The following is a 15331-nucleotide window of genomic DNA, read 5'->3' on the forward strand; positions in this document are numbered from 1 at the left end:
AAGAAATTCAAGGGGCGCTTTTTTAGGTTATCTGTACATTTTCATTTCCAAAGCGGTCCTGAAGCATATTCATTACTTCATTACCGGCATTGAATTTGATGGCAGGATATTTTTTCATCTGCTTTGTGTCTTTGAGGTAGGCGATTATGGAATCTTTACCGCCATGGCCTTCTATTATTCCAAGCATTTCTTTTTCGCTACTATCAAAGGCATCCCTGTTTGCAAACTGTACCCATACGGTTCTGGGCACCTCTTCAAAGGTCATGACTTTGTCAGCGATAAGCTTGGCATTCTTTTCATCTTCTACAGATACATGGCCTTCTATTATTACGTGGGCATCTTCATTAAGCTTCATGGCAGCGCGTTCGTAAGTCTTGGGGAAGACGATTACTTCAACTGCTCCTGTCAGGTCTTCCAGTGTTACGAATGCCATCATTTTGTCATTTTTGGTATATTTTGTTCTTCTTTCAGTTATCATTCCTGCAAGAATAGCTTTCTGGCCGTCCTTAACTTCCGGTATACCTGTTTCTTCATCCAGATAGAAATCTGTAGTGATGTTGGACGTACGTTTTTTCATGAAGGAAGCATAGGCTTCAAGCGGGTGACCACTTACATAAAAGCCGAGGACTTCTTTTTCAAAAGCAAGAAGTTCTTCCTTCTCGAATTCGGCAACATTAGGAAGAGGTATTTCGAACTGTCTTTTAACCTCAGGAGTCGCCAGATCGAAGAGTGACATCTGACCTGCCATGGTGTTCTTGTTGTTGTGAAGAGAGTCCATGATGCCAGAATATGCGTACATGTACTGGCGTCTGTTTCCACCAAGGCAGTCAAGGGCGCCTGACTTGATGAAGGCTTCTACGGCGCGCTTGTTGAGCTGGCCATCGCCTGACATTCTTGTAAGGAAGTCGTTTAAATTTCTGAACTTACCGTTTAGGTGGCGCTCAGCTACTACAGCTTCAATGACTGGGGTTCCGACTGACTTAATTGCAGTGAGGGCATAGAGGATTGCTTTCTTGGTATCGCCTTTTTCATCAGTATAGGTACTTACGGAAAATCCTACTTCGCCCTGATTGATGTCGGGAGCCAGGATCTCTATACCCATAGAGTGACATACGGATATGTAATAGGAAATCTTGGATGGTACATCTATTACGGAGGTCATGAGGGAAGCCATGAACTCAACAGGGTAATAGTACTTAAGCCATGCTGTCTGCATTGCAACAACGGCGTAGCATGCAGCGTGGGATTTATTAAATGCGTACTTGGCAAAGTCCATCATGGAGTCGTAGATGGTATTTGCAATATCCGCAGATATTCCTTTGGATGCGCATCCGGGAACATTTTCATCAGGGTTGCCATTAACGAAGTTATTGCGTTCAACTTCCATGACGTGCTGCTTTTTCTTACTCATGGCACGTCTTACAAGGTCAGCTCGGCCCAGAGTATAACCGCCCAGCTGCTGAACGATCTGCATAACCTGCTCCTGGTATACGATACAGCCGTAAGTTGGCTTTAGGATAGATTCAAGTTCAGGCGTGTCATAGGTTATGGATGACTGGTCGTTCTTGCCCTGAATATATTTAGGTATGAAATCCATTGGGCCCGGACGGAAAAGAGATATTCCCGCTATGACATCTTCAAGTGACTGAGGCTTAAGATCCTTCATGAAAGCCTGCATTCCGCCTGATTCAAGCTGGAAGATTCCATCTGCGTGTCCGCTTCCTATAGAAGCAAGGACTTTGGGATCGTTGTAATCTATGTTGTCTATATCGATGTAGTTTGGATCGCCTTTTTTTGCTCCAATAGAAGCGTTGGCCGCGTTAACGGCATCCTTTATTACGGTGAGAGTACGTAGTCCTAAAAAATCCATCTTAAGAAGACCCAGCTCTTCAATTGTTGTCATTGTGAACTGAGTTGTTATGGATCCTTCAGCAGATCTTGAAAGAGGGATCAGGTCTTCTGCAGGCGCTGAGCATATTACTACGCCGGCTGCATGGATCGAGGTATGCCTTGGAAGGCCTTCAAGCTTACGGCACATTTCTATGAGTTCGTGCGCCTGGTCGTTTTCTTCATATTCTTTTCTGAGTTCAGGATTCATCTCAAGAGCTTTATCGAGGGTTATCTTAAGCTCCATCGGTATCATCTTGGACAGAGTATCTGCATATGCATAAGGAATATCCATGGCTCTGGCAACGTCCTTTATTACGCCTCTTGCAGCCATGGTACCAAAAGTTATGATCTGAACGACTTTATCTTTTCCATACTTTCTCGTCACATGGTCAATAACGTCCTGACGGTGGGTATATTCAAAGTCAACGTCTATATCAGGCATGCTGACACGTTCCGGGTTAAGGAATCTTTCGAAGAGCAGGTCATACTTAACAGGATCTATATTAGTAATATGCATGCAGTAGGATACGACAGATCCGGCTGCAGAGCCTCTTCCGGGGCCTACTGCTATATCATGCTCTCTTGACCAGTTGATGTAGTCCCATACGATGAGGAAGTAGTCAACATAGCCCATTTTCTTGATTACAGAAAGTTCGTAGTCAAGCTGCTTTCTTACTGTTCCGTCGTCATCAGGATAGCGCTCTTTGAGTCCGTCGTCGCAGAGTTTATTAAGGTATGTCCAGGAATCGTAACCTTCCGGCACATCGAAATGCGGGAGCTTGGTTACGCCAAACTCAATATCGACGTTACACCTGTCAGCTATAAGCTGAGTATTATCAATTGCCTCCAGTGCGTATGGGAAAAGAGCTCTCATCTCTTCTTCGCTCTTAACGTAGTAGTCAGGCTTTCCGCCCATTCTCATACGGTCATCGTCGGAGACCTTTTTCTGTGTCTGGATACAAAGAAGTACGTCTTGGGATGCAGCATCCTCTGCTCTTGTATAATGGCAGTCATTGGTTGCAACAAGCGGAATATCAAGCTCTCTTGACATGCGAAGAAGAGCTGCATTTACGTCTGACTGCTCCGGGATGCCATGATCCTGCATTTCAAGGAAGAAGTTGCCGTGTCCGAAGATGTCGTCATATTCTTTGGCAATCTCTACGGCTCTTTCATAGCTTCCCTGCGTGATGGCACGCGGAATAGCACCTGCAAGGCATGCTGACAGGCATATGATTCCTTCGTGATACTCTTTTAACAGATCAATATCGACACGGGGCTTGTAGTAATAGCCTTCGGTAAAGCCTCTGCTTACGATGTGAGAAAGGTTGGCATATCCTGTATTATTCTCAGCAAGGAGGATCAGGTGGAAGTATCTGTCTTCACTTGAAGTGTCTTTATCAAATCGGGAAGCGGGAGCTACATAGACTTCGCAGCCGATGATGGGCTTTATGCCGTTTGCTTTAGCTTCCTTATAGAAGTCGATAACGCCGTACATAACGCCGTGGTCTGTGATGGCACCGGCGGTCATGTTTAGCTCTTTTAACCTCTTTATATATTCAGTTATCTTGTTGGCACCGTCTAGAAGAGAATACTCAGTGTGGACGTGCAGATGAGTAAATGACATAAAAATCTCCCCAAATAGTTCTCTATATCCAATAATCATAACATATTTTTGAGTTTTTCATTGCAAGAAGAACTTTGTTGCGATAAACTTATAAAGAAGTATTTTTGAAATTTATATTGATATTTTTTTGTCAAACTTCTGAAAGAAATTGGCTAGAGAAGTATTGAAAGGAAGCATGGATTATGGCAAAAGAGATTAAGAAGATTGGCGTACTTACCAGCGGTGGCGATGCACCTGGTATGAATGCAGCTATCAGAGCAGTAGTACGTAAGTCAATCGCAAACGGACTCCAGGTAGTAGGTATTAAAAAAGGTTATCAGGGACTTCTTAATGAAGAGTTCATAGAAATGGATCGTCATTCTGTTTCAGATATCATCCAGAGAGGTGGTACAGTTCTTGGAACAGCAAGATGTATGGAGTTCAAGACTGAAGAAGGACAGCAGAAGGCAGCAGAGATCTGTCACAATCACGGAATCGATGGCGTTATCGTAATCGGTGGTGACGGTTCTTACAGAGGAGCTCAGAAACTTTCACAGCACGGAATCAATACAATCGGTATTCCTGGAACAATCGACCTTGATATTTCCTGTACAGATTATACTATCGGTTTCGATACAGCTATCAACACAGCTATGCAGGCTATCGATAAGGTTCGTGATACATCATCTTCACATGAGAGATGCTCTATCATCGAGGTTATGGGTCGTCACGCAGGTTATATCGCACTCTGGTGTTCTATCGCTAACGGCGGTGATGATATTCTCATTCCTGAGAAATATGACTTCAACGAGCAGAAGGTTATCGACAACATCATCGACAACCGTAAGAGAGGTAAGACACACCACATCATCATCAATGCTGAGGGTATCGGACATTCAACATCTATGGCTCGTCGTATCGAGGCAGCTACAGGTATTGAGACAAGAGCTACAATTCTTGGTTACATGCAGCGTGGTGGTTCGCCAACATGTAAAGACCGTGTATATGCTTCTATGATGGGTGCTTATGCAGCAGATATCATGACTCAGGGCAAGACTAACAGGGTTGTTGGATATCGCGATGGTAAGTTCCAGGATTTCGATATCGAGGAAGCTCTCAACATGGAGAAGTCAATCGACGAATACATGTATCAGATCGCAAGAATACTGTAATACGTGTACATATAAAAATTTCAGGACACCGGAGCAATCCGGTGTCTTTTGCGAATATGGGGATATCGCGGGCGCGGGGGGATTCCTGAGGGCTGGCAGTTTATAAATGATTTTCGTGTCGTAAAAGAATTTTTGGCTTCAAGGCATGATATCTGGATATTTATATTTTAGGGTCCGAAACTCGCTTCGCTCAAACATGCGGACCCTGAGCAAAATATAAATATCCATCTATCAAGCTCTTGAAGCCTAAAAATTCTTTTAAAGACACGAAAATCATTTATAAACTGCCAGCCCTCAGGAATCTTCTACGCGTAAGCGGCATAATAGGTGTGCGTAGTTTGAGATAATAGGATATTATATTAGTAAAATAGTATTTTGAAATAAAATGTTCGCATGAAAGCGGAGAGCTTAGAAAGTTACTAAATGGAGTCGTATGATAAGTAGTGCAGCTAATGAAAAAGTAAAAAAGATTGCAGCGTATAATGCTAAAAACCGCCTTCGTAGGGAAGATAAGGTTTTTATAGTTGAAGGAATAAGAATGCAGGTGGAAATTCCGGCGGAGCTTATTCTTGAGACTTATGTGTCTGAATCATTTTTGGAAAAGGCATCAGGGAAGGATAAAGAGTATTTGATGAGTCTTCCTAATGGATATGAAGCGGTGACGGAGCAGGTGTTTAAGAAGATGTCGGATACTAAGGCGCCGCAGGGGATTCTATCGCTGGTAAGGCAGGTTGAGTATAAGGATGAAGATTTGTTTATGCCTGCTAAGAATAGGGATGGATCAAGTACGGGGCTTAAGCCGCTGATTCTTATTCTTGAAGGGATTCAGGATCCGGGGAATCTGGGGACGATATTTAGAAGTGCGGAAGGTGCTGGGGTTACCGGGATATATATGAGTAGCGACTGCGCGGATGTGTATAACTCTAAGGTTGTAAGATCTACTATGGGAGCTATATTCCGTCAGCCGTTCAGGTATACGGATGATCTTCTGGGAACTATAAAGATGTTGAAAGATAAGGGCATAGTTAGTTATGCGGCTCATCTTAAGGGAACTAAGAATTATGATGAGCTAGACTTTACAAAGGGAACAGCATTTCTTATAGGTAACGAAGGAAATGGTCTTAGTAAGGAGATCGCAGATGCGGCGGATGAGTATCTGTTGATACCGATGCTGGGGCAGGTAGAGTCGATGAATGCGGCAACATCCGCGGCGCTGCTTGGGTTTGAAGCGGCAAGGCAGAGGCGTATGGGTTAAATGCTCAAACTACAATTATGAAATAATTATCTGGTTCAGATAAACTGTCTGTATAGAATATCTGAATTGGATATACTATATTTTAAATACAATAGGTATATAAGGAGGCGTGCAATGGTTATAGGTTTTATCGGACTCGGAAATATGGCTAAGGCCATGATCGGTGGCATCTTGAAGAAGGATATCGTATCCTGTGAAGATATAATCGGTTCAGCTGCTACTAAGAAGACTTGTGAGAAAGTCAGTGAGAAATTTGGCATTCAGACAAGGGATTCAAACCGTAAGGTGGCTCAGGAAGCTGATGTTATAATCCTTGCTGTTAAGCCTCAGTATTTTACCCAAGTAATAGCTGAGATAATGGATGATGTAGATGAGAATAAGCTTGTTATTTCAATTGCAGCAGGCAAGACCCTGAAATGGATCGAGGGCGCTTTTGAGAAGAAGGTTAAGCTTATCCGTGTAATGCCTAATACACCGGCGCTTGTAGGCGAAGGTTGCACTGCAGTATGCAGAAATGAGCTTGTATCTGACGAGGAGCTTGCATTTGCAATGTCTATCTTCGAAAGCTTTGGACAGGCAAGTGTTGTTAATGAAAATCTTATGGACGTAGTTGGAGGTGTAAGCGGATCAAGCCCTGCCTATGCGTTCATGTTCATAGAAGCTATGGCTGATGCAGCTGTTGAAGGCGGTATGCCTAGAAAGCAGGCTTATCAGTTTGCTGCCCAGTCTCTTCTTGGTAGTGCAAAGATGGTTCTTGAAACAGGTAAGCATCCGGGAGAACTTAAGGATATGGTATGTTCACCAGGAGGAACAACTATCGCTGCTGTAAGAGTTCTTGAAGAAAAGGGATTCAGAGGTGCGGTTATCGATGCTATCAAAGCTTGCATAGATAAGACCAAGCAGCTGTAAATAAGGCAATAGTAAAGAACTCCATGTATAGGAAAGATATATTTCTTATACATGGAGTTCTTTTTTAGGAGGATTACAAAATAGAATTTTTGAAAATGTATAAAGCTTATTTTACAAGCTGGCCATAGAACAGGAGCTCAGGAATTTCACTGTCCGTGAGGATCATGTATGTAAATGGCTGGTCAGCAATGAATTCCTTTGGCTTTTCTTCTTCCTGTGCACATGCGTCGCACATCATGATATCTGTGGCAGCAGCTGCCTTAACGCCTTTTTCATCAACTTCTATTTTTGTTTTCTGAATGATATCTGTTATGAAAAGGCTCATCTCATCACTCATAAGAGAAAAGTCTGCTCCTTCTTCAAATGCAGAGGTTGCACCTCGCTCTTTGCAAAAGCCTATAAGCTCGTTCTGGCTAAAAGAAGTTTCAGTTTCAAATTTTGGGATACTTACGCTAACATCTTCTCTGGAAGCTTCAGGTATCTTATCCATTATGCCTGTAGCATCACCTAAGATAAATACTGCATCTACTCCGCCGTTCATAGGAAGAATAACAAATTTGCAATCATCATCTTCATAGTACATGAATTCTTCTGTCTGATTCATGAAGTCTTTCTGAACTACATCTCCTGTAATTGTTGTAAAGTCGCCTTCTTCAGTATCATATTCACTAAAATCGTTTCTCCAGGAGGATTTAAGGTACAAGGTATTGATAAGGACAAGATCAGCAGCTGACAGATTGTTGCTGATAGACGGAATAAGACCGTCTGTATTTTCATTGACCCAGTTATTGACTGCATCTGTGATCTCATCGGCAGAAACATTGTTTGCTGCAGCACCAAAGTTCTTTGCCACATAATCCATATAATCCTGAGAAAGTTCTCCGCTTGCGGCTGTAGTGTTACGCCAGATGGAATTCTCGAGGTCAAAGGCTCCGCTTGGCTCTGTAGCATCATCGCCGTAATCATCTTTGTTTTTATCAAAATCTTTCTGGGCATCTTCCAGCCATTCGCTATATTTATCTACAGATTCAGTTACGCTCACGTACCATGCTACAAGTTCATCCATGTCATTAAAGCCCATGGCGTGTAATAGTTCATCTTTGGTTTCATTATCGGCACCTGCGATAGCAAGAGCCATGGCAGCTCTGAAGGAAGTTGGGGATATCATGTAGTTTTCCTGAGCAAAACCATTTTTTTCAACGTATTGGATAAGTGCATTATTGTAGTCAGCATTACGGCCGGCAAGAGTTTCTGCTGATACACTTGATGGATCATAGAGGCTGGTAATGTCTGGGATGTTGCTGCTTCCAAGAATTTTGGGACTGGAACATCCTGTTATAAGACTTGAAACAGTTACTATTGAAAGAAGTGATGCTATGATTCTTTTTTTCATGGTTTTATAGGTCTCCTTTGTATTTTATATATTGTGATTATTTTGATGTTTATCTTTAAAAGAGTGTTTTTGAGGCGGTTAACATTTCCTTTTTTATCGCCTTCAATATATGTGACGGAAATAAAATCCGTGAGGTCACATCTTTTTAGATTTTTTTTGAAAAAATCTGTGTGATGGATTTTTGTATTATCGATTAGAAAATACAAATTAAGCCTGTCTTAATAATCCTAAAAAATGGTAATAAATCTTTTGATTTTTTTATAAGAATCTAATGAGATTATGCACTGAAAAAAGCTTGAAAATAAAGGAAAAATCAGCCTGGAAGCAGGCACAGACTGGGCCTGAATTTGACAAAGCAATGTCCAAATGTTAAGATGTTTCTTGTGGATTTTTAAAAGAAAATTAACAAAAAATCCATAAGAGGGACAAAGCTTATGAAAAAGAATAGAGCGAGTGTTCTTCTCACGAGCCTTTTGCTGTCAGCTTTAATGCTTACACCAGATCTTGGTATTACAGCACAGGCCGGTGGGGTTGGTGTAGCTTCTGTGATCGGTGCCTCCGATGAAACAGAAAAGGGTGAATTGGATAAAGCACAGGAATCAGCACAGGCTATTTCAGAGAACGCAGAGAAGACAAATGATGGAGGTACATCATATGTCGCAGGGTACAGCTCAGATCTGGTCATGGCCAATGTCAGCAAGACACTGAATGTCAGAACCGAACCGAGCGAGAGTGCAGAGAAGGCCGGAGTACTTTATAAGGACTGTGGCGGACGCATTCTGGATCAGAAGGACGGATGGACAAAAATTCAATCAGGTGATCTGGTAGGATGGGCAGACGACGATTATCTTCTTTTTGGAGATGATGCCCAGAAACTTGCTTCTGAAGTTGGAAGTGAGGTCATAACAGTTAATACCGGTGCTCTTTATGTAAGAAGTGAAGCTACTACTTCTTCAGATTCGCTTGGTGTTATTACAAAGGGCGATCAGCTCGACATAATCGAAGATCTTGGAAATGGCTGGATCAGCGTTGAATATGACGATAAAGAAGGCTATGTTCAGGGTAAATACGTAGTTACGGATTTCAGACTTGACGTCGGCGAGACAGTTGCTGCGATCAAGCTTCGTGAAGAGGAAGCCAAGAAGGCTGAGATGACTCGTCAGCGTGAAGCTGTTCAGGCTGATGGTGATGAGGTTAAGCTCCTTGCAGCACTTATCCAGTGCGAAGCAGGTAACCAGCCATATGAAGGCAAGGTCGGCGTTGGCGCTGTTGTTATGAACCGCGTTAAGAGCGCTGCATATCCTAATACAATATATGATGTAATCTACGCTTCAGGTCAGTTTACACCTGCCTTAAACGGTAAGGTTGCTGAGGTCTATAATAGCGGCAAGATAAGTGAAAGCTGCATGCAGGCAGCTCAGGCAGCCATTAACGGAGAGACAACAGTAGGCGGTGCAACTCACTTTAAGAGAGTAGGTCATCACGATGGCGGATACGTAATTCAGGATCACGTATTCTGGTAAAACTAAATATAGAACTTTAACTCCCCTGTACATCATCAGATGGCAGGGGAGTTTTTATTCAAATGATATACCCTCTGTGATGCGTGAGACTAACTTTAAATACGGATATTTATTAAATCTGCGTAATTATAATATGATAAATTGTACTTGTTATATATTTATCAGACATAATGTTTGGTTTATACTATAGAAAACAGGGAAAAACCTAAAGATATCTTTTGGGAGAAAGGAGTAGCTATGGATGGAGTAAACATGGTGGTTGTCTGGCTGGCTCTGCTTCTTGTAGCTGTCGTTGTTGAAGCTTTGACAACATCACTTGTAAGTATCTGGTTTATATTTGGCTGTCTTGTGGCAGCAGTTATGGCTCAGATAGGAGTTCCGCTTGTGGCTCAGGTAGTTGCTTTTGCAATAGTTTCTTTGCTGATCATGGCGGTTATAAGGCCTATTGCCAAAGAACACTTTAACAATAAGGTCGTCGAGACCAATGCGGGAAGCCTTGTTGGCAAGAAAGCTCATGTTATAGCAGATATTGATAATGATCTTGGTGAAGGAAAAGTCACTGTTGAAGGTATGGAATGGTCTGCAAGATCATCATATGATGAGGTTAAGATATCTGCCGGCGAAACTGTTATAATAAAAGCAATTGACGGTGTTAAACTAATAGTAGAAAACATTGCACATTAAGGAGGAGAATAATGGATATCGCAATTATTATCATGGTAATTCTAGTTATCATTGTCATTCTTTTCGCATCATGCGTTAAGATCGTACCACAGTCATATGAATATGTTATTGAAAATCTTGGTACATACAGAACTACATGGAAAGCCGGAATACATTTCCTGGTACCTTTCTTTGACAGAGTTGCAAAGAGAGTTAACTTAAAAGAGCAGGTATGTGACTTCCCGCCTCAGCCTGTTATCACTAAAGATAACGTTACAATGCAGATCGACTCAGTAGTATTCTTCATGATCACAGATCCTAAGCTTTACACATATCGTGTTGAGAATCCTATCATGGCTATTGAGACTCTTACAGCAACAACTCTTCGTAACATCATCGGTGATATGGAACTTGACCAGACACTTACAAGCCGTGAGACTATCAATACTCAGATGAGATCACTTCTTGATATCGCAACAGATCCATGGGGCATCAAGGTTACAAGAGTAGAGCTTAAGAACATCAATCCTCCTGTAGCTATCAGAGATGCAATGGAGAAGCAGATGAAGGCAGAACGTGAAAGACGTGAAGCTATCCTCCGTGCAGAAGGTGAGAAGAAGTCTACAATTCTTGTTGCAGAAGGTAAAAAAGAGTCTCAGATCCTTGAAGCTGAAGCAAAGAAGCAGGCTACAATCCTTGCTGCTGAAGCTCAGAAGGAAAAAGAAATCCGTGAAGCTGAAGGTAGAGCAGAAGCTATCCGTGCCGTACAGTCTGCTAATGCAGAAGGTATCCGCATGATCAAGGAAGCTGGCGCTGATGATGCAGTTCTTACTATCAAGTCTCTTGAAGCACTTGAAAAAGCTGCTAACGGTAATGCTACAAAGATCATCATCCCTTCAGAGGTCCAGGGTCTTGCCGGCCTTGCAACATCCTTCAAGGAAATCGTTAAGGATGATTCCAAGAAATAATTAGACTGGAATAAAAAGATCATTCTAAGAAATGATTAGATTGGGATATAAAGATCATTCCGAGAATTATCATATTGGAATGTAAAGATGATTCCATATAAAGAATAATATTGATATTGATAAAAGGTTTCAGGCTTTGGCTTGAAACCTTTTTGTTTCATAAAAAATTGCATATATGCAAATATAAAAAGCTTCCGATCTGTCAATGCTATACTCAGCATAAATCAAGCAGGCGGAGGTTTTTGTATGAATGAAAAGGAAATAAAAAAGGGAATAAAAAAGAATGAAGCTCTTCTATGGCTAGGCAGCTGGACTTCCAGATTTGGCAATATTGTATTCGACTATGCTAATAGTATAAGTATCGTTAGCTTTTTTGCCGGAAAACCTGTAGTGCTGGCTTTATACCAAAGTTCAGAAACGATAATCCAGATCATTTTCAATCTTGTGGGCGGTGTCAAGGCTGACAATGGCAATAGAAAAAGGCTTGTCGTAATAACGGATTTACTGGCGGCTCTTATATGCTTTGTCCTTAGCTTTTTGGTTGATTCCGGCAGGATGGCTATGGCTATAATAGCTGCCAATGCGCTTCTTGCCCTTGTATATGCCTTTAATTCACCAACTTATAAATCTCTTGTCAGGGAGATGATCTACAAAGATCGTATAGGCTTTTTTAACTCTATAGCTCATGCAGGAAGCGAGATCATAGGTATTACAGGCCCAATACTAAGTGTAGGGCTTGTAGCTCTTATAGGAACAAGGGGAGCTCTTTTGTTTGATGCTATGACATTTTTGGTATCAGCACTTCTTGAATGCTGTCTTGTAAGAGTTACGGATGCGCTGCCCAAAGGTAAGAGCAGTAATAATGTTTTTACAGATATAATCGAAGGAATAAAGTATCTTGTAAGCAAGAAGCAGATCTTCTTTTTGGTGATACTATCAGCTCTTGTTAATTTCTTCCTGGCAGGATACAATTTGCTACTTCCATATACGGATGTGATGTACAAGGGTATCTTCGATAATTTCTATAGTAAAGCCCTTGCCATGGAAGCTGTAGGAGGGATACTTGGATCTGTAGTTATCTCTAAAGTTGCTGACAGGTTCAAGGATAATGTTTATATCATGATACTGTTCTTGTCAGGAACGGGTATAGCGATGCTTTGTGAGCCGTGTCTTGCTTTGACGCAGAATATGTATCTGTGCCTTGTTCCTTTTGCACTCTTTGGTATAGCGCTTACGGTTTTCAATATTATACTTATGTCACATGTTCAGGTATCTGTTGATGAGAACTTCCTTGGAAGGGTGTTTAGCATTATTTTTACAGTAGCAGTACTGTTCATGCCGGTAGGATCATTTTCTTTTTCAGCTTTTGTAAATGCTAAGAGTGTGGGAAGCTTTGCAATTGTTGGAGGCGGCATAGTGATCTTGTCACTTATGAGCATTTTCATATTAAAGGCTATCGAAAGAAGAAATGGATAATGGCGAAGATATAATAAACTGCACCGTCTAAGCAGTAAGTCTGCAAATATATGAAATTCTTAGTATGGGGGAGTTTGATTTGTAATAAAAAGAACACCATGGTATAAAATGAAACCTTTTTCGGAGTAAGCATTTTCTATATTCTTTATATAAGAAAAATAAAGCTATATTTTTAGTACACCAAAGTTTTCTACATAATAAGACTGTAGCTATCGTGGAAGTTGGCGTGTCGATGTGCAGGAAGGCAATATCAGTAGGAAGACTTTGGTATAGCGGTATATGCAGGGGGAATGCACTCATGATAAAAAAGAGATACTTGTTATTTATAGGACTTGTGGCACTTATTGGGATTGCTGTTGGATGCGGAAAAAGTAAAGTTAAGATTAAAGATTTCCACACAGACATCTTTGGAGATAACGTTTATATTTTTTCTCCGGAAGATGATATGTCTAAAGTGCAGGAAACTCTTGATAAGATATATGAAAAGCAGGAGACAGCGCAGTTTGATGATGCGCGCTATGCCATATATTTTATGCCCGGATCCTATGAGGTATCTACAAGTGCAGGCTTTTATACTCAGATAGCAGGACTTGGCATGCTTCCTACAGATACTAAGATATCTGCTATCAATACTTATGCAAGGTGGCTTTCGGATGACCCTTCTAATCATAACGCAACTTGTAATTTCTGGCGAAGCATTGAGAATGTTGAGATCACGTCAGATGTAGTGTGGGCTGTGTCTCAGGCAACTGGTATGAGAAGAGTTCAGGTAGATGGGAACCTTACTCTTCATGATGAATATGGCTGGGCAAGTGGAGGATTTCTTGCAGATTCCAGAATTGAAGGGATAGTGGATTCCGGAAGTCAGCAGCAGTGGCTGTCCAGGAATAACAGCTATAAAGGCTGGACAGGTCAGAACTGGAACATTGTAATGGCTGGTGACAAGGCTTCTGGAGTGCCGGATAAGACATGGCCTGAAGCTGCTTATACCGTAGTAGATACTACAAAAGTGGTTAGAGAAAAGCCATTCCTTGTATATGATGACAAGGACGGCTTTGGAGTCTATGTGCCTGATTGGAAGAACGACAGCGCATCTTATGGCTGGCAGCAGGATACTAATGAGGGCAAGGTTCTTCCTATTAGTGATTTTTATATTGCAAAAGAAAAAACAGATAATGCAGATACCATAAACAAGGCTCTTTCTGAGGGCAAAAATATTATTTTCACTCCTGGAATATATAAACTTGATAAGGCTCTTAATATTCAAAATTCAGGGACTATCCTTCTTGGAATGGGCCTTGCAACGCTTAGATCCGCAAACGGAAATGAATGCATCGTATCGGATAATGCTGATGATCTGATGCTTGCAGGACTTCTTGTAGATGCAGGTACAAGTGAATCTGATAATCTGGTACATCTGGGCGCTAAGGATAGTGCAAAGCCATCCCTTCTATGCGATATGTACTTTAGAGTGGGCGGTATTCCATCAGACAGACCTTGTAAGACCAAGGCATGCATCACTGTAGATCTTGATAATACAGTAGGTGATAATCTCTGGGTATGGAGAGCCGACCATGGTGACAATGTTGGCTGGGATCGTAATACCTGCGAGAACGGTATCATCATAAACGGCGACAATGTCACTATGTATGCTCTGATGGTAGAGCACTTTAACGGATATCAGACGCTGTGGAACGGTAACGGCGGAACCTGCATCATGTATCAAAGTGAGGTTCCATATGATGTTCCTGACAAGGGACAGTGGATAAGTCCTGATGGGAAAAGATTCGGGTATGCTTCCTTCAAGGTTTCTGATGATGTTACATCTTTCTATGCGGCAGGTCTGGGTGTATACCTATACAATAGAGATAATTCTATTCCTATGTACTGTGCAATGGAGGTTCCGGACATAGAGGGAGTGCATGTACACAACATCATAACCGCTTATCTTAACGGATTCCCCGGTATGAAATGTGTTATCAATGAGGCTGGAGATTCTATCATCAGTCCCGGTCAGACTTCCAAGATACTTGACTACGAAAACGGGCAGTGGAGATGATCCACTGCCTTTGGCTATGTTATTGACTTTAGCTTCGCCTAGGCGGTGTGGTATCATTGAAGACTTTGCATATGTGACCAAGCTCACAGGCTGACAGAATATAAGTCATTGCCACGCTTATAATTGTTTTGAAATTCATGGCGCAATATCTGGAGCTTTTTATTCTAGGGTCCAAACTCGCTACGCTCAGACAGGTGGACCCTGGGAAGAATAAAAAACTCCATCTGTTACGCTCATGAATTTAGCAAAACAATTAAAAAGTGTGGCAATGACTTATATTCTGTCAGTCTGTGAGCTTGGTCACATATGCAAAGTCTTCAATGATACCACGCCGCCTGAATGGGAGTTTTAAGTTATTATATGACGTAAGGGTCAAAAGTCATTTCGATTCGAGCTTGCTCGAAATCGAATATGAATTTA

At 41.6% G+C, this 15331-nt stretch carries 10 protein-coding genes; 8 read left to right on the top strand and 2 right to left on the bottom strand.

Annotation, left to right across the window (positions count from 1 at the left end; all coding sequences use genetic code 11):
* Positions 1–22: 22 nt before the first annotated feature.
* On the bottom strand, positions 23–3514 hold the full coding sequence (locus WAA20_RS00785) for a DNA polymerase III subunit alpha (protein WP_073388906.1): 3492 nt from the start codon (positions 3512–3514) through the stop codon (positions 23–25).
* A gap of 182 nt (positions 3515–3696) precedes the next feature.
* Here WAA20_RS00785 and pfkA point away from each other — a divergent pair, with 182 nt between their 5' ends.
* The 3 genes from pfkA to proC all read left to right on the top strand — a co-directional run bounded on the left by pfkA (position 3697) and on the right by proC (position 6829).
* Positions 3697–4665, top strand: coding sequence for a 6-phosphofructokinase (pfkA, locus tag WAA20_RS00790; RefSeq protein ID WP_073388908.1), 969 nt, complete (start codon positions 3697–3699; stop codon positions 4663–4665).
* Positions 4666–5098: 433 nt separating this feature from the next.
* Entirely contained in the window at positions 5099–5920 is an 822-nt protein-coding gene (locus WAA20_RS00795; protein WP_073388909.1) for an RNA methyltransferase, read from the top strand.
* 114 nt (positions 5921–6034) lie between these two features.
* On the top strand, positions 6035–6829 hold the full coding sequence (gene proC, locus WAA20_RS00800) for a pyrroline-5-carboxylate reductase (protein WP_073388910.1): 795 nt from the start codon (positions 6035–6037) through the stop codon (positions 6827–6829).
* 106 nt (positions 6830–6935) lie between these two features.
* Here proC and WAA20_RS00805 read toward each other — a convergent pair whose 3' ends face one another.
* Positions 6936–8222, bottom strand: coding sequence for a serpin family protein (locus tag WAA20_RS00805; RefSeq protein ID WP_073388912.1), 1287 nt, complete (start codon positions 8220–8222; stop codon positions 6936–6938).
* Between the two features lie 434 nt (positions 8223–8656).
* On the opposite strand from WAA20_RS00805, the gene WAA20_RS00810 reads away from it, so the two are divergent.
* The 5 genes from WAA20_RS00810 (at position 8657) to WAA20_RS00830 (ending at position 14911) form a co-directional block, all read left to right on the top strand.
* Positions 8657–9745, top strand: coding sequence for a cell wall hydrolase (locus WAA20_RS00810; RefSeq protein WP_073388915.1), 1089 nt, complete (start codon positions 8657–8659; stop codon positions 9743–9745).
* A gap of 237 nt (positions 9746–9982) precedes the next feature.
* Complete coding sequence (locus WAA20_RS00815) at positions 9983–10429, top strand: NfeD family protein (RefSeq protein ID WP_081373900.1); 447 nt, start codon at positions 9983–9985, stop codon at positions 10427–10429.
* Between the two features lie 11 nt (positions 10430–10440).
* Positions 10441–11376 carry an SPFH domain-containing protein gene (locus tag WAA20_RS00820; protein WP_073388917.1) on the top strand — a complete coding sequence of 312 codons (936 nt, stop codon included), beginning with the start codon at positions 10441–10443 and terminating at the stop codon, positions 11374–11376.
* 246 nt (positions 11377–11622) lie between these two features.
* On the top strand, positions 11623–12852 hold the full coding sequence (locus WAA20_RS00825; protein WP_073388918.1) for an MFS transporter: 1230 nt from the start codon (positions 11623–11625) through the stop codon (positions 12850–12852).
* A 298-nt stretch (positions 12853–13150) separates the two neighbouring features.
* Positions 13151–14911, top strand: a complete 1761-nt coding sequence (locus WAA20_RS00830) for a hypothetical protein (protein ID WP_073388920.1) — start codon at positions 13151–13153, stop codon at positions 14909–14911.
* Positions 14912–15331 lie beyond the last annotated feature (420 nt).

It is taken from the genome of Butyrivibrio fibrisolvens (assembly GCF_037113525.1).
GTDB lineage: Bacteria > Bacillota > Clostridia > Lachnospirales > Lachnospiraceae > Butyrivibrio > Butyrivibrio fibrisolvens.

What these genes read in the sequence shown, in the direction of transcription:
- WAA20_RS00830 (WP_073388920.1), top strand. Translation starts at nt 13,151, where the DNA reads ATGATAAAAAAGAGATACTTGTTATTTATAGGACTTGTGGCACTTATT.
- WAA20_RS00820 (WP_073388917.1), top strand. Translation starts at nt 10,441, where the DNA reads ATGGATATCGCAATTATTATCATGGTAATTCTAGTTATCATTGTCATT.
- WAA20_RS00815 (WP_081373900.1), top strand. Translation starts at nt 9,983, where the DNA reads ATGGATGGAGTAAACATGGTGGTTGTCTGGCTGGCTCTGCTTCTTGTA.
- pfkA (WP_073388908.1), top strand. Translation starts at nt 3,697, where the DNA reads ATGGCAAAAGAGATTAAGAAGATTGGCGTACTTACCAGCGGTGGCGAT.
- WAA20_RS00825 (WP_073388918.1), top strand. Translation starts at nt 11,623, where the DNA reads ATGAATGAAAAGGAAATAAAAAAGGGAATAAAAAAGAATGAAGCTCTT.
- WAA20_RS00805 (WP_073388912.1), bottom strand. Translation starts at nt 8,222, where the DNA reads ATGAAAAAAAGAATCATAGCATCACTTCTTTCAATAGTAACTGTTTCA.
- WAA20_RS00810 (WP_073388915.1), top strand. Translation starts at nt 8,657, where the DNA reads ATGAAAAAGAATAGAGCGAGTGTTCTTCTCACGAGCCTTTTGCTGTCA.
- WAA20_RS00795 (WP_073388909.1), top strand. Translation starts at nt 5,099, where the DNA reads ATGATAAGTAGTGCAGCTAATGAAAAAGTAAAAAAGATTGCAGCGTAT.
- proC (WP_073388910.1), top strand. Translation starts at nt 6,035, where the DNA reads ATGGTTATAGGTTTTATCGGACTCGGAAATATGGCTAAGGCCATGATC.
- WAA20_RS00785 (WP_073388906.1), bottom strand. Translation starts at nt 3,514, where the DNA reads ATGTCATTTACTCATCTGCACGTCCACACTGAGTATTCTCTTCTAGAC.